This is a genomic window from Bradyrhizobium huanghuaihaiense (genome assembly GCF_007830635.1).
In the GTDB taxonomy this organism is placed as follows: domain Bacteria; phylum Pseudomonadota; class Alphaproteobacteria; order Rhizobiales; family Xanthobacteraceae; genus Bradyrhizobium; species Bradyrhizobium huanghuaihaiense.
Map to the genome: position 1 here is coordinate 1 of NZ_VLLA01000005.1, position 18,735 is coordinate 18,735.

Sequence of the window (18,735 nt, forward strand, 5' to 3'; positions counted from 1 at the left end):
CGAGGTAGGAGGAGCAAGCGATGACGTAACCCCATCAACAGGTTCCAGCCAAGGTCTGCGAGAGGATGAGACGAGATGGAGGTTCGGTCTTCCCGGCGCATGCGAACACTGGTGACCCAAATGGCCCAATCGAGGCCTGTCCGCTAATGAGAACGCACGCGCGCTGATATCCATGATGGCCCGGAGAGAATGCTCCAATCAAAGGCCGGATACATTGATGCAAGACCACTCACCACCTGATCGACGAACCTCTTGCTACGCACGGCCGGACCATACATTCGGGTCACAAGCCGGCAGTTGGTCAGGCAGGCAAATCGAAGATGTCGCCAAGACCACCATCAAACCGGTCGGCCCAAAGATGTATCCCAGTGGCAGCATCGAGGATGCTGTCCCGTGATGCGCACTCGGTTTGTCGTTTTGCGAACGCTCCCTTCCAACACGTAGCGCACCCCGAAGCTCGCGCCCGACCTGCTTCACGTCGACGGCGCGCCCCCCGTATGTGAAACTCGAATTGCGGGCGATGACGAACAACGCCTTGAAACGAGAGATCATCGGACACGCTACGGCCGTTCCAGACGACTCTAATGAGATCGTCTTTGCCGACCACGCGCTCCCTGTTCCGGATCAGGTAATCAAGTAAATCGAATACCTTTGGCGCGACCGAGACGACGTCCGCTCCGCGATGCAGCTCGCGCCGATCGGTGTCGATTGCGTAGTTCTCGAACATGTAGCGCAATTGCCATTCCCTCGGTTCGAGGCTCTAGCATCGGTTGCGCCGCAAAGAATAAGCCGCCGGTGAGGAAAATGTAAACCGAATGTCAAGCGTCCTCTCTCCTGCCTTGGCACCCTCGTCCGGAAATAACCAGGAGATGGCGCGGTGAGCACGACCTATGGCCCAACAGGATTGGGGCAGACCGGATCAACGTGGCGCGCCTCCAGCTTCTTCAAGAGATATTGGGGTGCGTTTGTGGACCGGCGCAAACGTCAGAGATTACGAGCCGCGTTGCTCGACTTAAGTGACAGGGAGCTAATGGATATCGGGACGACGCGCGGTGAGATTGACTACGTCGCCTCGCACCGCTCTGTCGATCCACGAGGCATCCGGTCCAGGTCCAATGAGTCCCTGATGTTCGGTACGACAAACGCCTCACGGCAGGCACGCCGCCCGTCTGCTGTCAGATCGTCACGCGGCTGCCGTCGAAACGCGTGAAGGAGAAGCCGTCGAACGGCTCGCGAAGGGTAGCGCGCTCGTCGCGCAACATGCAGATAGCCACTTCCTCACCGATCGCCATTGAGGCGGAGGCGTCGGAACGCCAATGGATGCCCGCCCAATTGCGTCCGAAACCGAAATTCACGGCGAGCTTGTTCAACTCTCCGCCGACCGTGAGCGGTGAGCCGTCATAGGGCACGAGCCTTGTCGGATCAGCCGGATCGGGCTGCACCGGATTGGCGATGACGCGGCTCTCGTCGAAGAACGCCTTCAATATGGTAGCCGTGACGGCCCCAACGCTCGTGGCCCCGCCGGGATAGGTGGAGTGGAAGGGCGCGCCCTCCGGATAGGTTTGCGACAACAGGTAAGTGCCGTATTTGGCCTTGCTGCGAGCGAGGGCTTCCGATTTCAGGAAATCATCATGCAGCGGGTAATCGCTCACGCCATTGGCGAGGCGATGGTGCGCCAGAGCGCCGTAGGCTTCCGGTCGCACAGCCCGATGGACGAAATACTTCTGCCAATAAGACGCGCGGACGGAGTTACTGATCCCCGTGGCGAGCAGTGCCTGCACGTGTTGCAACCCGAAGGTGGCACCCGCAGGGACCTGGGTTTTCGATTTCCGATACGGGTTCGAGGGGTAGGACACGGGCTCTGCCGGCGGATAGATCCCGGAGTAGCGTTTGTCCGCCCCACCACCGGGTGTCGCAAGGATCAATGCTGCCGCCCACCCAAGTGCAGGACCAGTGTGGATATACTCTGCGAGATCTCTTCCTGTCGTGATGTATCGCGGTGTCGCGTCGAACTGCAACTGGCGCTTCGGTGCGGCGCCGTTCTGGATCGCCAGCCACTCCTCGTATTCGGTCAGGAATTCATTGGATGGCGACACGGTACGAATTTGAGCACTGATCCACTGTGAGGCATAGGGCGCGTCCCTGAGCAGGAACTGCGAGATCAGCGGACCGTCCAAAACGCCTGGAGGCGTGACGGAGCGGCCCTTCGGGTCGCTTGCATCGAAATAAAGCGCATTGGCGCGGAACAGTGTGCCGGGCGTGACCCGCCCACCGGACTTCGGCCCTCGGAAATCGGCAAGCTTGCTGAGTTCCTCGGTTGCTGCGATCACGTCGCGATTGGAGGTGTCGTCGCGCAACTCGGTCATCGGAACATCACGAAGCAGGGCTTGCCAATAGATCTCGACCGCCTCGCCGGCGCGCTCCGCACTTGCAAGGGCCGGCGTCGGCGGTATCGCAATCTGAGTAGGGTTTATGCCGCTGAGACTGACGGCCAGTGTGCCCAAGGGATTGACCAGCTTGCGAGTGCCGCCGAGCCGGATTTTCTCGAAATCCGCGGGCTCGCCCGACTGGCAAGCGGCATAAAGCGTTTGCCATGCCTCTGGTTCAACTTCGCCGCGCTTGTCGTGCGGCAGGCCCCGTGAATCGGAACCGATCTTGTTTGTGTAGCGCGCCTCATCGCCATTCGTCGGATGGGGCGCGATCGGAATTTTCTCGTTGTTGCCCGCACAGACCCCGCGGACCTCGAAGGCGCGACTCTTGAACGCTGCGTCGAGCGGTCGCGGGTCCGCGCTCACAGGCTGCGCCAGCGCCGGGGCGAACCCGGACATGCTCGGCGGAGACGCAAGCACGGCGGCGCCAACCGCAATGCCGGTCCCGCCAAGCAGCGAGCGGCGAGTGATCGCGGTCGACGAGCCCGGCGACGCCAGGCAGGATTCAGTTGGAACGGTGGAATGATCAGCCATGGAGGCCTCCTCCCTCGCGGGAAAATGTCGGCAGGATTGCGCCGGAGCCGTCCGATTACTTGCATGCTGCGGTCGAAATCGTCTCACCAGGAGGACACTGAGGAGATTGACGCAGATCAATGGTGAGTCGAGCAGACCAATTGTGCACCGGCGGGGACCACCGCTGTCCGCAGTGCCTTTGAACAACGCAAGTGCCCACTGGAGCAACGCCTGTGGGTCAACCGCGTCGATTTGGCCGCATCCGGTCTGGTCCCAATTGCCGATGTGCCGGACGCCTTGTCGATCTTCGCCTTAGGCTAGAGCCGGGCTTGTCTCAAACCGCGCGTCGCTTCGCGATTGTGGCAAGCGCTGCGGCCGGGGACAAGCCACGATCATGGCTGGCAGCCAAGATTGCGGGAGCGTTCTCTTTTGCCCGCCGTCGGTGTTTGATTGCGGCCGGCGGAAGGACGGGCGATGCGGGGATCCCTCGGGGAGAAGATCAACCAGGGCGGCACGGCGGACATCCACGCCTGGGCGCCAGGTCAGGTCGTAAAACTGTTCAGGGAAGGTTTCCCTCCGCGCCTCGGCCAGCGAGAGGCGCGGATGACCCAGGCGGTCTTTGCCGCCGGCATGCCTGCGCCGCAGGTGTTCGGCGAGGTGACGCTCGACGGACGCTTCGGCATCGTGCTCGGTCGCCTCGACGGGCCGACACTGCTGCAGGTCACGCGCAGCGGCGCCGTGACGTTCGCTCAGGCGGGTGCGATCCTTGCGTCCCTCGGCCTCTGCGTTCACAGGATGTCGCCGCGGCCGGAGGCCTTCCATCTACGCGGCTGGATGGACAGCGCCGTCAGGCGCTCGGGCGGCATCGTGCCCGAGCACATCGCCTCCGGCATCCTCGCGCTGATCGACCGCCTGCAGCAGCCGGGGGACGGGCTGTGCCACGGCGACATCCATCCTAACAACGTGATCATGACGGCGGACGGTCCGCGGCTGATCGACTGGACCTTTGCGATCCGCGCGCCTACGGCCCTCGATCATGGGCTCACTCACATCGGCCTGACCGAGCTTGCCCTCGACGTCACCGACAATCCGCAGCGGCCGCTTGCGGTCAATGCAGCCGCGCAATCCGAATACACGCGGCTGTCCGGCAAGCCGGTCGCGGCGCTGAGGCAAGCGATGGAGCCCTGGCTGCCGATCGCGATCGTCCGCTACTTCCTTATCATGGGCGGGCCGACAAGCGAGCGATGGCGGCGGATGATGCAGCGCGCCGAAGCGGCCCTGCGCTCGCAGGCCTGACTCCTTCCAGCGCGCGCGACCGTCGATGCGGCTGCGCGGTGTTGGCTTCGGGTCAGACGGCAACAGACTCCAAGACAGCACCGTTTTGACGTTCCCCGCGAGCTCGAATGCGACGAGCCGCTGAACCGGAAGATCGGCCGATACAGACACGCTGCCGGCCTTAAGAGTTCGCTATTGAATTGACTGCTTCCACAATGGCAGCCGGGTCTGCGTGCGTGACCATATGTCCGGCATTGGGCACAAGGTGAAGATCGGACCGAGGCAGCGCCTTGTGTAAATCTCGCGCTTGTTTGAATTCGATCACTTGATCCTCTACTCCGTGGAATATTCGCACCTGGTGGCCCAAGGTCGAATAATGGGCTTGGAATTGTGCTGCGGTTGAAATTAGGAGTGCACTTTCCTCCGCGGCCGCCCTCAACTGTGTGGGCCTGAGAACCAGAGATGCTGGAAATCCATTCTTGAACGTCAGCGGTACCGACCGGGGCGCGAAGATCTTGCGGAGGGCTCCCGGCAAGACGGCCCACGAAATGATGGGCGCGACAGTGTAGCTGACCAAGTCGCCCAAGACCGGTATGGCTGGACCTGACATCAACCACACGTCCAATCGGCCGGTCGGGAAGTAGTAGCCGGACGCAAGCACAAGGCCCCGGATCGGATAATCCTTCCGCACGCCGAGAGCGATAGCGACCAAGGCGCCCCAAGAATGTCCCAGCACCACAGGATCGCGGATCCCGAGTTGCTCGAGCGCCTTCACCAACAGAGCCGCTTGAGCTGCTGCGCTCCATATTCGGAGCCGCGGCCGCTGACTATAGCCAAAGCCCGGACGGTCGAAGCAGACCACGCGATTGCTGCGGGCAAGAAGATCGACCATCCCACTGATTATGAAGTCCTGGATCATGGATCCGTTGCCATGGAGCAGCACGACGCAAGGAGCCGCGGGATCGCCCCGATCGATATAGTGGAGTTTTACGCCGTCGCATTCGATAAACTTGCCAATAGGTGGATTCCGTCGCTCCGCCAGTTTGGAGAAGCCGATGTTACCGATGACGAGAATTGCCGATAACAAGGCAGCAATGAGCAGTACGGTTTCAGCGGTGGTCATTACTGAGCCTTGAGATATAGGGCCAAAAACATCTGCCCCTCAGCGCGGAGCAGACGGGCCAACCAAGGAATAATTGGAAGTTGAAGCGCTCGTTCCTGCGCGCAATGGAGGAGGATTGATTAAAAGATCGCCCGCCCCCGGAACGGTCCGGAAATGCCCACGTTTGCTCGCTAAGGATCGTACCTGTGACGGAGGGCACAGGATCCGACCTCACCAACAAAAATGATGGAGCAACGAATGGCCAATCCACGCCAAGAGGAAAAGTCCACCCAACGCCCTGAGGACGCAATCCGCCGCGCCGGCGAGAGGACCGCTGAGCAGACCAGACGGATCGGCTTGGCTACCGCCGAGGCCGGAGAGGAGGTGTCGCAAGCCAGCGGCCATCTCTTGCGACAAAATACCGAGATGTTGCAAAACGCTTGGCGCTTCGGCGTCGACATGGCCACGGCAATGATGGGCCGCTCGACTGATCAGCTAGGTCGCACGTTCGGTTTGACCGGCAATGAAGCGCAGCGGGCGGCGGAACGCTCGGTCCGCAATGCCGAAGCAATCATGTACTCTACGACCGCAGTCGCCAAAGGAATGAACGGTGCGTCGCGCGAGTACTTCGATTTCATTCGACAGCAGACCGAGAGGACAATGGACCGCATGAATGAACTCTTGCGCTGCCGAACTCCCCACGATTGGGCGGCTGTGCAAACCGATCTGATGCGCGACACGATCAGCAGCGCCTTGGATACCAGCCGCCGGATCTCGGATTTGTCCCTGAAGATGGCTGACGATGCGGGAAGTCATATAACTCAAAGCATCGAACGCATGCGGCAGGCTGCTTAGGCGCGGCTACGCAATCATGGCGCAAGTGCGCGGCGGAATCTCAGCCGCGCTTGTACCTGTGACGTCCGCGAATCGAATCCAAATGCCTGGCCTGCAGCGCATGCGGCGCAGCGCGCGCACCTCAGGGTGACGGTGACAGATAGCGCGCGCTGCATCAACCTCGTCATTGCGAGCCACCGGGTCCGCGCAAAGCGCGGCCCGATGACAGGCTCCGCGAAGCAATCCAGAGTCTTTCCGCCGAGACAGTCTGGATTGCTTCGTCATTGCTTCGTCGCAAGGGCTCCTCGCAATGACGACATCCGGGCCCGCGCTATCGCTCGGTGCAAGGCATGGGACACAGCACAATCATCCCAATTGAGCTTGCCTCGCGCGCTGGCGCCATCCGCTGACGGTGAGCCAGACGGCGGAGACCAGGAAGTAGACCGCGCCAACGGCAGCATAGCCTGTGACGGTCGCGATCGACGGCACCGCGGGTGTCGAGGCTTGAAAGATGAAGAAGCCGCCGGCCAGCGCCGACTGGCCGCCGCTGAGCACCATGGCCCATTGCGCGCCGAAACTCTTCCAGCGACGGATTGCCGTCCCGAGCTGGAGCAATCCGGACAGGATCGCCCAGGCCCCGAACACCGCGAGCACAACGTTCATGCTCATCTGCAGGGCGACGAGGACCGCGCCTGACGTCGCGAGGCTGACCAGAACGTTGAGTGCCTGCGTGCGGTTTTGTTTCAAGCCGCCGCTGCGGAGCGCATCCACGACATTCGCCGCCGCATCCCATGCGGGATAGAGGACGAGCAAGGCGCCTGCGATCACAGACGACGGCCCGATGGCAAACGCGGCAACGACCCAGGCGACGGAGAACGCCGCCCGGATGAAGTAGTATTGCTTCAGCCATCGCTCGCGATCGGCACGAACGAGATCCTGTTGATGATACGTCACTGCACCCCTCCTTTACCTACTAGTTGGTAGTTTCCATACGCAGCAAATCACCCCATCCCCCAGCTCGCCTGCGGGCGTGTCGTCTCGCCGATATTTTCAGTGCCTGGTGGACAGCCGGTCCAACAGCGGGCTGGTGATCACGCCGAACATTTTTGGATCGCCATAAGCGCGCGCCGACAGCATCGCACCGTGAATGGTTGCCATGAATCCTTCAGCTTCGACCTTGGCTGAGCTGGAGAGGTGAAGGCGCCCCTTCCGCTTGCCGCGCTCCATCACCGAGGTGAGCCAGGACGCCAGCGCGCGAAAATGCGCACGGACTTCGAGCGCCACCTCCTCCGGCAGGATCGGAAGCTCGCTGGCGAGCAGCGCACAGACGCAGAATGGCGCCGTCGCGTCAGTGATGCACGCTTCCCAATACCCGACGTAGCTTTTGAGCTGGTCGCGCGGATCAGGGACATTGCGCTCGAGGGCAGCCAGTCCCGCCTCCGCTTCTTCGCGGTAACGCGACACGAGGGTGCGGACCAGATCGACCTTGCTGGCGAAATGGTGGTGGATGCTCGGCTTGCGGATGCCGACGACGTCGGCGATGTCGGCATAGCTGAAGCCGTTATAGCCGCCCGCGATGATCAGGCTGCGCGCGCAGGCCAGGATGTCGTCGGCGGTCGAGGAAACGTTGGTCATGGCGGATTAACTACCTTCCAGTTGGTAGACAGTCAACCGACCCCGCTTCAATGATCCGTGAATGACGGGACCCTGCGTGACCGTTCGGCCCATCGGCCGCCACCAGACAGAGGCGTCAATGCGACAGCACGCAACGTGTTGGTACGTCAGGCGGCGCGCTTCACCCGCCGCCCTTGCCGCCCACAAGCATCTCGACGATCGCCTTGAAAGTGACGAAGACCGGTGAGGTCAATGCCGGCCCCAGAATGGCGAGGATACTCGTCACCGCAGCGGGAACGCCGAAGTCCAGCGCGTCCTGCTTTTGACCTGCTGCAGCCGGTGGCGTATCGAGACGATAACGCTTCACGTCCTGGTACCAGCCGGCCAGCGCAGGCGTCGCCGCGGCGAACAGGGCTATCGTTCCGGTCATGCCGAGGTGACTGGTCAGGGCATTTGCCAAAGGCCTTAGAGCATCAGCTTGCGGCGCGACGATCAGACCGAGCGGCCAATCCATCACCACCTTGCTCGCGAGCGTCGCAACCACCAGGATGGCCGAGCTGAGCATGATCATCCGCTGAAGATTTGACTTTCGCTCCTCGAGACTTGCGAGTGAGGGCTTCTCCTCGGGGCCGGAAAGCACCGCGAACGCCAGTAGCGCGACACCGACGGCCAGGAGTCCGACGAACGTGTTGACATCGATGATCAGCCTAATGGCGTCGCTGACCTTGAAGGAGACCGCGTTCTTGTAAGCAGCGAACAGCGGATCGAAGACGCCGGCGTTCTCATCTGCCCGATCCAGCAGGACCTTGAGGAACGTCTGGCCCGCGTTGGCATAAGCCGTAGGAGCTTTCGTCACTCCCCACGCGAGAATGAGGGAAAGCCCAAGTCCCACGAAAAACAACGTGCTGCTGCGGCGGAAAACGATCGCTCCACCCAGCAGCAGGGTCGCTGCGCTGACCAGGTACAGCAGACCGCTCACCGCCGCGTAATTGTATCGCGCCGTCAGCGTATCGGAAATCTGCCTCGACTGGGCGATCGTCCGATCCGCATCCCGGCTCCGCTCCGCCTTCTCGATCTCGGCCTTGGCGGCCGCCTCGGCGGTCTGCGCGCTCTCGACCGCGGCCCTCGCATCCTTCTGCTTGTCGTCGGCAGCACCCGCCGCCAGCCGATCCAACGCCCCCTGCTTCTCGCTCAGCGTCTTTTGCTTCTCGGCTAGGGTGGCCTTCAGCTTGTCGATTTTTGCAACGGACTCGGCGTCAGGATTTGGGAGGACGAAACTGACGACAGCCTTGTCAGCCAGCAGAGGCATGAGACTGTCGGCAACCTGATTGGGCGCCAGATAGCCCAGCAACAATGGTCCAACCACACAGCAGATCGCCAAGGCGTACTTGGTCACGGCATCCAGCCCCAGCCGCAACTGGTCTTCCCAGCTGGTCGAATCGACTACGCTCATGTTCTTCCCCCCAAAAAACCAGGTGCAAAAATGAAGAAAAGTGTATCCCGTGTCCGTCCATGAAAATTCCGGACACAACTCAAGGTTATGACAGAGCAATCATGCACACAATGACGAACTGCGTCTGGCCGCCTCCGGAATCGCCAGCCATCGCTTCCGGGGCCCGCCCGCACCCGCCGGTCCGGGCATGACCATCCGCCCCATCGTCCGCTACCCCGACCGCCGCCTCGCAATGCCGGCCCGCCCCGTCACCGCCTTCGACGATGGCTTGCGCGAGCTCGCCGCAGACCTGCTCGACACGATGCGCGCCGCGCCCGGCATCGGCATCACGGCGCCGCATGTCGGCGTGCCCTTGCGGGTCATCGTGCTCGAGCTTGACGCGAAGGACGGCGCGCGGACCTACGTCAATCCCGAGATCACATGGGCTTCGGCCGAGATGATCATGCACCGCGAGGGCAGCGTCTCGATGCCCGGCGTCAACGACGAGGTGCAGCGCCACGCCCGCGTCCGCGTCAGCTATCAGGATCTCGACGGCAATCTGCAGACCGAAGAGTCCGAAGCCTTGCGCGCCGTCTGCCATCAGCACGAGATCGACCAGCTCGACGGCATGTTCTGGATCCAGCGGCTGTCGCGGCTGAAGCGGGAGCGGCTGGTGAAGAAGTTCGAGAAGATGTCGCGGGGGGCGTAGGGTGGATTAGCGACAGCGTAATCCACCAACTCGAGCGCGGCGCGACGAAGGAATGGTGGATTACGCCGGCGGACTGCGCTTCGCGCAGCCTTCGGCTAATCCACCCTACGCACCTTTCACGCCCTCTTGCCGCCCCGCTTGGTGACCGGCGCGTTGCGGCGCTCCCGTTTGCCGCGCGCGATCTCGGTTGCCAGCGCATCCAGCTTCGGCTCCCAGAAACTCCTGAACCGGCCGATCCACGCGTCCACCGCCCGAAGCCCCGCGACGTCGACCGAATAGAGGCGCCTTTGCGCCTCCGCCCGAACCGTTGCAAAGCCGCTCTCGCGCAGCACCTTGAGGTGCTGCGAGACGGCCGCCTGGGTGATTCCGAACTCTGCGCCGATCACCTCGACGACCTCACCGGACGCCATCTCCCCCGGCGCAAGCAGCTCGAGGATGCGACGGCGCACGGGGTCGGCGAGGACTTCGAAGACGTGCATCAGCTTCCCGTGCCCGGATGCGCGATGTCGGGCGGCATCTCGCCGCGATAGAACGCGATGGTGCGATCTGATCGCTGCTTGGCCGAAGCCGGGTCCACCCCGCTTGCGACGTGCGCCGCGCGCCAATATTCGCCGCTCATCGTCATGAAGTCCTTGCCCTCAGGCGAGCCCATCCATGCCTCGGCCGTCTCGTGGTCGACCGATGCCCCGGTCGCAACATATCGCTCGAGGCCCGCAAGCGCGAGGTCCCAGCCGATGCCGACCGCGCCCGGACCGAACTGATTCCAATGATCCTCGATGATCGCGGTGTGCTCAAGCGTCAAACGCGCCTGGCTCCGTTCTGCTGCCAGCTTGACGTCGATCCAGCTGACCGCGCCGCCGAATTCCCATGTCCCCGCGAAATGGGTCGGCGGCGTGCACGCCGTGATGGTGCCGCCTGCGTTGCCCTTGAGCTGGTAGCGTCCGCCGAGCTGGAGGTCTCCTTCGACCGGCAGGAACCAGCGCGGAATGCGCTGCGGGCTGGTGACCGCGTCCCAGAGATCGTCGACGCTCGTGTCGTAGAGCCGCGTCAGTGTCACCGTACTGGCCGCTTTTCCATCCTTCTCGAAATTCGTCACCGAACGCGTGACAAGCCCCAGGACCCTGGCGACGTCGATCTCCATAGCGTTGCTCCTCATCGTTTTGCGCGAGGATGAATATCGGTCTCAGCTAATATAAGTCAAGGCTTATATTGGAATGGCTGCGTCAATCCGCCTCGCAAGGCGGAACGAACCAAATATCTTCTCAAGCGTCTATCGCTGCCCCACCGCTAGACCAGACGGAAGAAATTCATGAAGGTTCGCAAATTCGCCATCTCCGAGGCATCGTTCGAACGCTCGCCAGGACAGGACGGCGAGATATTCGCCGCCAATGTGATCGACCAGCGCCACGGGGGCCCAATCACCATCGGCTTCGGTCGCTACGCGCCGAACCAAGATCTGGACGAGAAGATCGCCGTCGATGATGTGATGATCGTCGTCGAGGGAAAGCTGTCGGTGTCAAGTGACAGGGCCACCGTCACCGCCGGTCCCGGAGAGATCGTCTACATGCCGAAGGGCGAGACGGTCACCATCCGCTCGCACGAGCAAGGCGCCGTCACGGCCTACGTCACCTACCCGCACTGGCAGGAGGCGTATGAGTGAGGCGCCTGTCCGAGCGCGCTATTTCAGCGGCAAGAACAGCTCCGCGACCGTCTCGTGCTCCGGCACCTCCGGAAAGAAGCTCAGCCGCTGGCAATAGATCGGGAAGTCGCGGGCCTCCTCGCCGCTGGCCGGAAGCCAGTCGCGATAGAGGTAGAGCGCGGCGGGCTCCAGATTGTCGGTGTAGCCGACCACGCGCAGCACGGCGCAGCGACCGCCGGGGATCTCGCCGGCCTTGATCCTTTCGCCATTCGCCGCGATCGGCTGGTCGGTGCCGACGCAGAGGTCCACGCTGTAATCGGCGGGCGTCGAGGGGCGCCGCTCGGAGCGCCAGACGTTGAAGGTCGGGCTCGTGCTGGGGTGCAGGCCGGCTTTCCTGCGCCAGGCAATGAAGCGCTGGATGGTGGCGGGAAGCGTCGCCGGGTCGCCGCGATGCTCCATGATCGCCACCTTCGCGGTGGGCACATCGCGGATGGTCACGTCGTCGGTCGTAAACGTCTTCTGCATGAGCTTGCTCCTCGCGATATCGAGAGGCCCGAAGGCCGCAAGCCACGGTTCCCAGTCCGGCGATTTCCGGAACGACGACGGCGATTGCCCGAACCGTTGCCGAAAGGCGCGGGCGAAGGCATCCGGTGCGTCATAGCCGGCCTCCATCGCGATGTCGGTGACATCAAGGGCGTCACTGTAGGCCAGCTGACGCGACGCGCGCTTCATGCGGGCGAGCTGGACATAGCGATGCACTGATAGACCGAAGGTCGCCGTGAACTGCCGGTGGAAATGGAATTTCGAGAAGGCTGCGACAGCGCTCAAGCGTTCCAGGTCCAGATCATCGTCGAGATGCCGGTCGATATGCTCCAGCACCCGCCGCATCCGGGCCTGATAGTTTGGCAGCGCCGCCTTCATGGTCCCTCCTCCGTGGCGGCTGCAGTTAGCGGCAGACGGCCGTGGTTCGCTCGACCGATCTTGCGGTTTGGCAGCAACCTCCCTACCCGCCCGCTACCAACTGCTTCGCCAGCGCCATGTAGGCCGGCAGCGTCACGGGATCGTTGGCCGCGTTGCCGGCGACGGGGTGCGAGGCGTAGCGCGCGATCACCATCTCGGCTTTGGGATCGACATAGATGCCCTGGCCGTAGACGCCGCGCGCCATGTAGGCGCCGTGCGCATTGTGCGTGACCCACCATTGATTGCGGTAGGAGGCCCCTGGCAGCGTCGTGTAGCCGGCCGGCTTGAACTTTTCGGGATCGCCGCCGCGCGCGATGTCCTCTACCACTTGTGGCGGCACGATCTGGCGGCCGTTGAAGCGGCCGTGATTGCGCATGGTCTCGCCGAAGCGGGCGAGATCGCGCAACGTGGTGGAGAGGCCGCCACCGCCGCTCTCGGTGCCGATGCGGTCGACGTGATAATGCGCGTCCTCCTCGGCGCCCATCGGCTGCCAGATGCGCTCCGAGAGCAGATCGGACAGCGTCATGCCGCTGACGCGCCGGATGATCCAGGCGAGCACGTCGGTGTTGACGGTCTTGTAGGCGAAGGCCTTGCCGTGCTCGCCCTGCTTCTTCTGCGCGACGAGGAAATCGAAAATATGGGTCGGGCCGTCATAGTCGGGCGGGATCGGCGCCATGCCGTTGGCGCGCCTGAGGCCCCACACATGCGAGTTCTTGTCGGTGTAGACTTCGGTGTATTCGAGCCCCGTGGTCATATCCATGACCTCGTGCACGCGCGCGTCGCCGAACGCGCCGGCCTTCAGCTCCGGTACATAGTCCGTGACCGGCGCCTGCGGATCGATCCTGCCCTCGGTGACCAGAATGCCCGCGAGCACGCCGGTGAACGACTTCGTCACCGACATCGCGATATGCGGCTTGTGCGGCTTCAAGGCGCCGAAATAGCGCTCATAGATCAGCCTGCCCCGATGCAGCACCGCGATGCCGTCGGTGTAGGTCTCCTCCAACATGTTTGCGAAGGTCATGGGGCGGCCGTCCATCGTCGTCGAAGCGACCGCGCCGATGTCATGGTCCGCGCGCGGCAACACCGATGCGGGCCCTGCCCCACGCCAGACATTCACGGTCGGCACCAGCTGGCGGACATTGCTCCAGGCCCAGCGCAGCTCGGGGAAGCTGCGGAACGAGCCATTCTGGAAGCTGATGGTGCGATCCGGCGCCGGCGGAAAACCCTTCATCCAGCCGAGTGTTTCAGGATCGGTCTCGGTCGCGGTGGCGGGCGCTTGATGGGAGGCAGTCGCAGCAGGCATGAACACGGGCTCCGGTGAGGATGCCGATGTCGTAGCATCGGATGAAATGACGGACATCCAGCATTTGTGCTGGGCACCTGCGCGGATCATGATCGCGGCAGACCTCTAAAGGGGTCGAGCACAGAAATGCCCAGAGGCGCAAAGTGCCTAGCGTTGCGCGACAGGATTGTCAGCCCGTGCTGACGGGCGGTGGCGGCAATGATGATGTCGGCAAGTCCAGGCGCATGCCCCTGACCACGTGCCCTGTCCGATAGCTGCCCAGCGATCCGCGCCGTCGGCGTATCGAGCCCCAAAACACGATCCCCGTACAGGTGCAGCACGGCTTCCAACCATTGGGCAAGGTCTCTGCTCCTGCGCGTGGCCTTCTCACGTCGCAGCTTGGCTATCCCGTCCTCGATCTCCGCAATCGTCACGACAGACAGAAACAGGGATGCGGATTCCGTATCCATCCATTCGACGAGCGCGGGAGACACCGGGCGGTTCGGCGAGGACGCCGACAGTACATTGGTGTCGACGAGATACACGGCGTCAGAAGCCGGCTTTGCGCAATTTGGAACGATTCCGCGCCGGCAGGTCCTCTGCTTGCACGGGAGCCGCCATGAGCAGGCGCCCGAAGCTCGGAACTTGCGACAGTCGCCGCCACTCCTGATAGCTCAACACGACCGCTTGCTTCTTGCCGTGACGCGTGATCACGGCTGGCTTGCCATCGATCGCCTCATCCACGACCGCCGAGAGATTGGCCTTGGCATCACGAAGCTGAATTTCGCGCATGGTTCTACCTATATGACTACTGTAGTCTTAATAGGAAACGGGCCAAATTTCAAGATAACCCGACTGCACTTCCCTTGGGGTGCTTTCCTGCGCGGCCTTTGCTTCGTTCCCCGATGGATGATTCTTGACTAGACGAAGATAATAGACTGCAAGCCCCAATGTGGTCGCAGGCGTCAAACGCGACGAGATTGACGCATAGTTCGACTGGGGCCAATGCAAGCCGCGCCGATCTTCCGACCAAACCTTATAGTCTTCGGACTCCAGCACCTGCTCCAAATCAGGTGCCATCGCGTCCTCGACTCCGAATGCCTTCATCGCATCCAGTATTTTTTCATCTTCTCTTCTCGACCAGCTCTGCGCCCGCGCCCACTCGTAGAATATTTCGGGAATATTTGTATTTGGCATGCGATCATGACATTCACGGCACAGCAAGAACAGATTTGACACGTCATCGCTGCCGCCAAGTGAGCGCCCTACGATGTGACAACGCTGGAGGGGGATGCGGTCCCAACATCGGAGAATTTGGTCCCAGCTCGCGTCGGAACGTTTGACGTCGTATTTGAACCCGTAGTGAAATCTGCAGGCCCAGCAAGCGGGCTCGCCCCAATAAATCGGCCGCACCAATCCTTCAATGCGATCCTTCCAGAACTCGAATATCCGGGCTCTCGACGGAAGTTGGTCGTCGTATCGCGCTCTTGCCATAGCAATCCTCCGGCATGAGATGAACGTCGGTCGATAGGCCGCGAACATAGCGACGGAGAAAGCGACGGCCATGCTTACGACGACTTGGTCGTAGCCGCGGCCGTCGCCTATGACACCGACTGTTGGGCCAGAGGGCCAGCGAGGCCGCCCTACCCTCTTCGCCCCGTGCGCTTCTTGGCCTTGGTCGCACGTTTGCGTCCCGGAGCCGCTGCTCGCGCCGGTCCGCGCGGCGTGCGGCCGCCGCTGTCGGCGGTGAGCTCGGGACGGAGCCTGGCGAGCTTGGCACGGTCGGGCAGCAGGTCGGCAAAGCCGGCGAGCACGCTTGGCGTGGGCGCCCCGTCACCGGCGTCCATCGCTGCGGGCGCCTCGGTCTGGCTCAGGGCCTGCAGCCGCCGGCACGCTTCACCGAGATGATAGGCATCGCCGCCGAGCGCCACCCATTTGCCGACCTCGGGATGCAGCACGAGATTGGCCGAATGGTTGTCGGCTGAGCTGGTCGGATAATCGACGAACACGTCGATGCCCGACTGCACGCCCACCATCACGCCCTGGGCCGACCACGACACGGCGACCTCGACGCGGTAGCGGCCCGGCTTCTCGAACGCAAAACCGGACGTGCTCCAAAACACCTTCGCCGAGGCCGTGACGCTCTTGCCGGGCTCGAGCTCAGCCACCTTCGCGTGCTCGCACAGGATCACGAAGGGCCGCACGGGGCGCTCGTGCCCTTCCCCGTCGGTGACGGTGATCGCTGCGAACAGGGCCTCGATGCTGACGTCGTTCGGCGCGCGCAGCGACACGCCGCTGGTGTTCGTCATCGTCCAGGTCAGGTCCAGCGGCTGGCCGAGCGCGACGCGGTCGGTTGCGGCCGTCACCGTCAGCGCCAGCTCGGAAGGTTCGAAATCGTGCCGGTCGGCGGCTTGCGGCGCGCCGGTCGGGAACCAGCTTGCGAACGGCCATCCGCCCGGTCGGATGACGGGATCGGGCATGTGGTTGAAATGATGACGGACATTGGTGTTGTGCGCGAGCTTGATCTGATCGGGGAACACGCCCGGCGCACCGGTCGCCGGACCGCCGAGCACGTCCGCGACGCTCGGCGTCGTGGTCATGATCGAGTTGTCGGCCGCCGTCTCCTGCTCCTGATGGATCTGGTTCAGCGTGTGCGTCAGCTCGTGGGTCGCGCTGCGCAGGAACGCACGCGGCACGTCGCGCTGCTTCTTGTTGGCGGCGAGGCCGAAGTTCGAGGAGTCCGAGACAGGATAGCCGTCGTCGGAGAAGCTGGCGCAGCCTTCGCGGGGCACGCCGATCGTATCGTACATGATGCCGCGCGAGCAGCCGAGCTTGGCGGGCACGACGATCATGTGCACGCGCCATTCGGTGTCGAGGTTGGTCGCGGGATTGCGCACGCTGGTCATCAGCGCGTGCAGATCCGCCGAGCTCCAGCAATTGGTCGGCACCACGCCTGCCGGCACCGGAACGTTTTGCTGGTCCTGCACGACCGTCAGCTGCCAGCCGGTCTTCGCAAAGACCGTGTCGAAAAACTCCGTGCCGCCCGCCCCATCTGGCACGGGTGCAGGCCGCACCGCGCCGGCCAGCGTGTCGATCTCCAGCGTGCAGCGGCGGAAGAACTTCGACACCCAGGCCAGCGTGATGCTGCCCTTGTCCACGCCGCCTTCAAACAGCCGGCCCTGGTAGAACGGCCCGCCGGTCAGGGAGAACGGAAACGGCGCCGGCATCTTTGAAAGCTTCATCGTCACGGTGCGCGACGGCGTTGACGGGAACGTGCCCTTGAACTGGCCGGCCGGCGGCTGCGTGTAATTGAACTGCTCGGCGACGATCGTAAGCTCGCACTTCTTCGGCACCGGGACCGCAACCGGCGCGGACACGCTGGTCACCCTGAGATAGGAATGATAGCGCGCGCGGGGAAATATGGGGATCCTCGGCCTCAGGATCGGAGACGGAATGACGGGTTCGTCGACCGCGCTGAGCGAACCGGCGAGGCTCGTCAGCCCCGAGGCCGCCGCTGCTTCATCTTCGTCCTTGTTACCCACAGGCGGCACCGGCGGGATCGGGATCGTCGGGATCGGCGGTAACGGCGGGATCGGCGGCTTGATCACCGGCAGGCGCGAGTAGAGATCGCCGCTGACGATCAGATGGTCCGCGCCGCCGTCGGGCGCAGAGCGATCGACGCGCAGCGTGCCTTCGAACGACACCAGGCTCGCCGTCGGCCTGAAATTGATCTGGTAGCAGCCTTCGCGGAAGTCGAGCCTGCAGAGCCTGAACGGCGGAATGGGCTGCAGGTCGGTCGAGGCCGCATGATCGCCGGCATCGTCGTCAAAACTGATCTGGCGCGACAGGGGGACGAGTGGCTTCATGGCCGGCGCGACCGAAGCCGCGGTCATCTTCGAAAGGCTTCCGCTCGATTCATGCTCTGAGCAATTGCACATGTCGTAATCTCCTCGTTGAAAACGTGGAGGCGATCGACATGAGCAGCGGGCTCGTTGGCGGTTGAAGCGAGTTTCTTGTCGCCAGGGCGTAAAAAAATTCGGACGTGAAAAAAATCCGGCGCGCAATCCCAGAGCATGATCCGGACCCGGAGGGCCGCGTTAGCGCAAAGTGCGAAGCGGTTTTCCGGAAAGATCATGCGTCAACAACGACTAAAGCGCGACGACGATTCATCCAAATCTCATCGCGCTTCAGGCGCGCCGGTACGTCACAAGACAGCCCTCTGAATCCGTGAACTCAAATCGGTCGGCCTCGAGTGAAATGTGATAGGTCACAAGCTCGTCGTTCGCCGTCCCGACGACGAGTGTCTTGGCGTCTTCGAGACGGTAGATACCCGCATCCCACCACACCATGCCCTGCCCCTCGCCGCGCATGCCGCGGTAGGTGCCGGTCGAGAAAGTGAGAGTGGCGGGATATTTGTCTGCGCACGCAGCCGCCGTGGTTTTGGTCCACGTACCAACCATGCTCTGTCCGAGTTTGTCAGCCATAGCGTGTCTCCATAGCTCCCATCGGCCGAGTGGCCGATTGGAGGCTATTTCAACATGTCGTTCTGGCGTGTGCAGCTCATTTCAAGCGATGTGGTGGCAGTTTGCCATCCACAATCACAGCACGTATTTTGTCGCATGATTGATGTGAGCGTGCGTGTGAGGTGGTTCACAGCGCAGATGCGACAATTTGGACGCCGCAGAAATGTCGTCCGCGTTGAAGCAACTCACTCCGCATTTCGCAAGAGTGTGAGCGAACCGATATCCGGAAGGAGAGGTGTAGATACCGGTGCGCTCGCCCGAGCTCCGCTCTCCACTGTAGATAAACCCAGCAGTTACCGCCGCCATCGCAATGTAGTGCATTGCCACCGCAATGGAGGCAGGCGTTAGCGTCGGTCCTGTAAGTGTGTGCGTGCGTCCTCGGGACGAGCCATGGACATACACCAAAGAACATAAAAGGAACGC

Annotated in this window: 19 protein-coding genes and 1 pseudogene; 5 read left to right on the forward strand and 15 right to left on the reverse strand. The window is 62.7% G+C overall.

The genetic code is table 11. From position 1 onward, the window contains the following. Positions 1-310: 310 nt before the first annotated feature. A pseudogene (locus tag IQ16_RS12725) lies at positions 311-736 on the reverse strand (winged helix-turn-helix domain-containing protein); the annotation flags it as partial. 231 nt (positions 737-967) lie between these two features. On the opposite strand from IQ16_RS12725, the gene IQ16_RS12730 reads away from it, so the two are divergent. After that, on the forward strand, positions 968-1,210 hold the full coding sequence (locus IQ16_RS12730; protein ID WP_244635686.1) for a YjiS-like domain-containing protein: 243 nt from the start codon (positions 968-970) through the stop codon (positions 1,208-1,210). Here the strand turns inward: IQ16_RS12730 and IQ16_RS12735 are convergent. Beyond that, entirely contained in the window at positions 1,176-2,963 is a 1,788-nt protein-coding gene (locus tag IQ16_RS12735) for a vanadium-dependent haloperoxidase (protein WP_018645814.1), read from the reverse strand. The genes IQ16_RS12730 and IQ16_RS12735 overlap by 35 nt on opposite strands. Before the next feature lie 453 nt (positions 2,964-3,416). Here IQ16_RS12735 and IQ16_RS12740 point away from each other — a divergent pair, with 453 nt between their 5' ends. Continuing rightward, positions 3,417-4,238 (forward strand): phosphotransferase, encoded by an 822-nt coding sequence (locus IQ16_RS12740; RefSeq protein WP_018645813.1) that lies wholly within the window; start codon positions 3,417-3,419, stop codon positions 4,236-4,238. Positions 4,239-4,398: 160 nt separating this feature from the next. Here IQ16_RS12740 and IQ16_RS12745 read toward each other — a convergent pair whose 3' ends face one another. Continuing rightward, positions 4,399-5,340, reverse strand: a complete 942-nt coding sequence (locus IQ16_RS12745; protein WP_018645812.1) for an alpha/beta fold hydrolase — start codon at positions 5,338-5,340, stop codon at positions 4,399-4,401. Positions 5,341-5,577: 237 nt separating this feature from the next. On the opposite strand from IQ16_RS12745, the gene IQ16_RS12750 reads away from it, so the two are divergent. Next, a complete protein-coding gene (locus IQ16_RS12750; RefSeq protein WP_020608017.1) occupies positions 5,578-6,174 on the forward strand; it encodes a phasin family protein in 597 nt (198 codons plus the stop codon). A gap of 345 nt (positions 6,175-6,519) precedes the next feature. Here IQ16_RS12750 and IQ16_RS12755 read toward each other — a convergent pair whose 3' ends face one another. The 3 genes from IQ16_RS12755 to IQ16_RS12765 all read right to left on the reverse strand — a co-directional run bounded on the left by IQ16_RS12755 (position 6,520) and on the right by IQ16_RS12765 (position 9,220). Continuing rightward, positions 6,520-7,107: a membrane protein gene (locus tag IQ16_RS12755; RefSeq protein ID WP_018645810.1), complete on the reverse strand. Its 588-nt coding sequence runs from the start codon at positions 7,105-7,107 to the stop codon at positions 6,520-6,522. 96 nt (positions 7,108-7,203) lie between these two features. Next, positions 7,204-7,788 (reverse strand): TetR/AcrR family transcriptional regulator, encoded by a 585-nt coding sequence (locus IQ16_RS12760; RefSeq protein WP_018645809.1) that lies wholly within the window; start codon positions 7,786-7,788, stop codon positions 7,204-7,206. 160 nt (positions 7,789-7,948) lie between these two features. Further along, positions 7,949-9,220 (reverse strand): hypothetical protein, encoded by a 1,272-nt coding sequence (locus tag IQ16_RS12765; protein WP_018645808.1) that lies wholly within the window; start codon positions 9,218-9,220, stop codon positions 7,949-7,951. Between the two features lie 187 nt (positions 9,221-9,407). Here IQ16_RS12765 and IQ16_RS12770 point away from each other — a divergent pair, with 187 nt between their 5' ends. Next, the gene (locus IQ16_RS12770) at positions 9,408-9,908 is read left to right on the forward strand and encodes a peptide deformylase (RefSeq protein ID WP_018645807.1); all 501 of its coding nucleotides are present in this window, start codon (positions 9,408-9,410) and stop codon (positions 9,906-9,908) included. A 116-nt stretch (positions 9,909-10,024) separates the two neighbouring features. On the opposite strand, the gene IQ16_RS12775 is transcribed toward IQ16_RS12770, so the two are convergent. Next, entirely contained in the window at positions 10,025-10,387 is a 363-nt protein-coding gene (locus tag IQ16_RS12775) for an ArsR/SmtB family transcription factor (RefSeq protein ID WP_018645806.1), read from the reverse strand. Further along, positions 10,387-11,049 (reverse strand): SRPBCC family protein, encoded by a 663-nt coding sequence (locus tag IQ16_RS12780; RefSeq protein WP_018645805.1) that lies wholly within the window; start codon positions 11,047-11,049, stop codon positions 10,387-10,389. Before IQ16_RS12780 ends, IQ16_RS12775 begins: the two co-directional genes overlap by 1 nt. 168 nt (positions 11,050-11,217) lie before the next feature. On the opposite strand from IQ16_RS12780, the gene IQ16_RS12785 reads away from it, so the two are divergent. Next, entirely contained in the window at positions 11,218-11,568 is a 351-nt protein-coding gene (locus tag IQ16_RS12785) for an AraC family ligand binding domain-containing protein (protein ID WP_018645804.1), read from the forward strand. Positions 11,569-11,586: 18 nt separating this feature from the next. Here IQ16_RS12785 and IQ16_RS12790 read toward each other — a convergent pair whose 3' ends face one another. The 7 genes from IQ16_RS12790 to IQ16_RS12820 form a co-directional block, all read right to left on the reverse strand. Continuing rightward, the gene (locus IQ16_RS12790; RefSeq protein ID WP_018645803.1) at positions 11,587-12,468 is read right to left on the reverse strand and encodes an AraC family transcriptional regulator; all 882 of its coding nucleotides are present in this window, start codon (positions 12,466-12,468) and stop codon (positions 11,587-11,589) included. An 82-nt stretch (positions 12,469-12,550) separates the two neighbouring features. After that, complete coding sequence (locus IQ16_RS12795) at positions 12,551-13,810, reverse strand: serine hydrolase domain-containing protein (protein WP_026312434.1); 1,260 nt, start codon at positions 13,808-13,810, stop codon at positions 12,551-12,553. Between the two features lie 86 nt (positions 13,811-13,896). Continuing rightward, complete coding sequence (locus IQ16_RS12800; protein ID WP_018645801.1) at positions 13,897-14,334, reverse strand: type II toxin-antitoxin system VapC family toxin; 438 nt, start codon at positions 14,332-14,334, stop codon at positions 13,897-13,899. A gap of 4 nt (positions 14,335-14,338) precedes the next feature. Beyond that, on the reverse strand, positions 14,339-14,581 hold the full coding sequence (locus tag IQ16_RS12805) for a type II toxin-antitoxin system Phd/YefM family antitoxin (RefSeq protein WP_018645800.1): 243 nt from the start codon (positions 14,579-14,581) through the stop codon (positions 14,339-14,341). 27 nt (positions 14,582-14,608) lie between these two features. Next, positions 14,609-15,355 (reverse strand): HNH endonuclease, encoded by a 747-nt coding sequence (locus tag IQ16_RS47280; RefSeq protein WP_026312433.1) that lies wholly within the window; start codon positions 15,353-15,355, stop codon positions 14,609-14,611. 77 nt (positions 15,356-15,432) lie between these two features. Continuing rightward, entirely contained in the window at positions 15,433-17,682 is a 2,250-nt protein-coding gene (locus IQ16_RS12815) for a hypothetical protein (protein ID WP_244635663.1), read from the reverse strand. Between the two features lie 294 nt (positions 17,683-17,976). Beyond that, positions 17,977-18,273: a hypothetical protein gene (locus tag IQ16_RS12820; RefSeq protein ID WP_018645797.1), complete on the reverse strand. Its 297-nt coding sequence runs from the start codon at positions 18,271-18,273 to the stop codon at positions 17,977-17,979. Positions 18,274-18,735 lie beyond the last annotated feature (462 nt).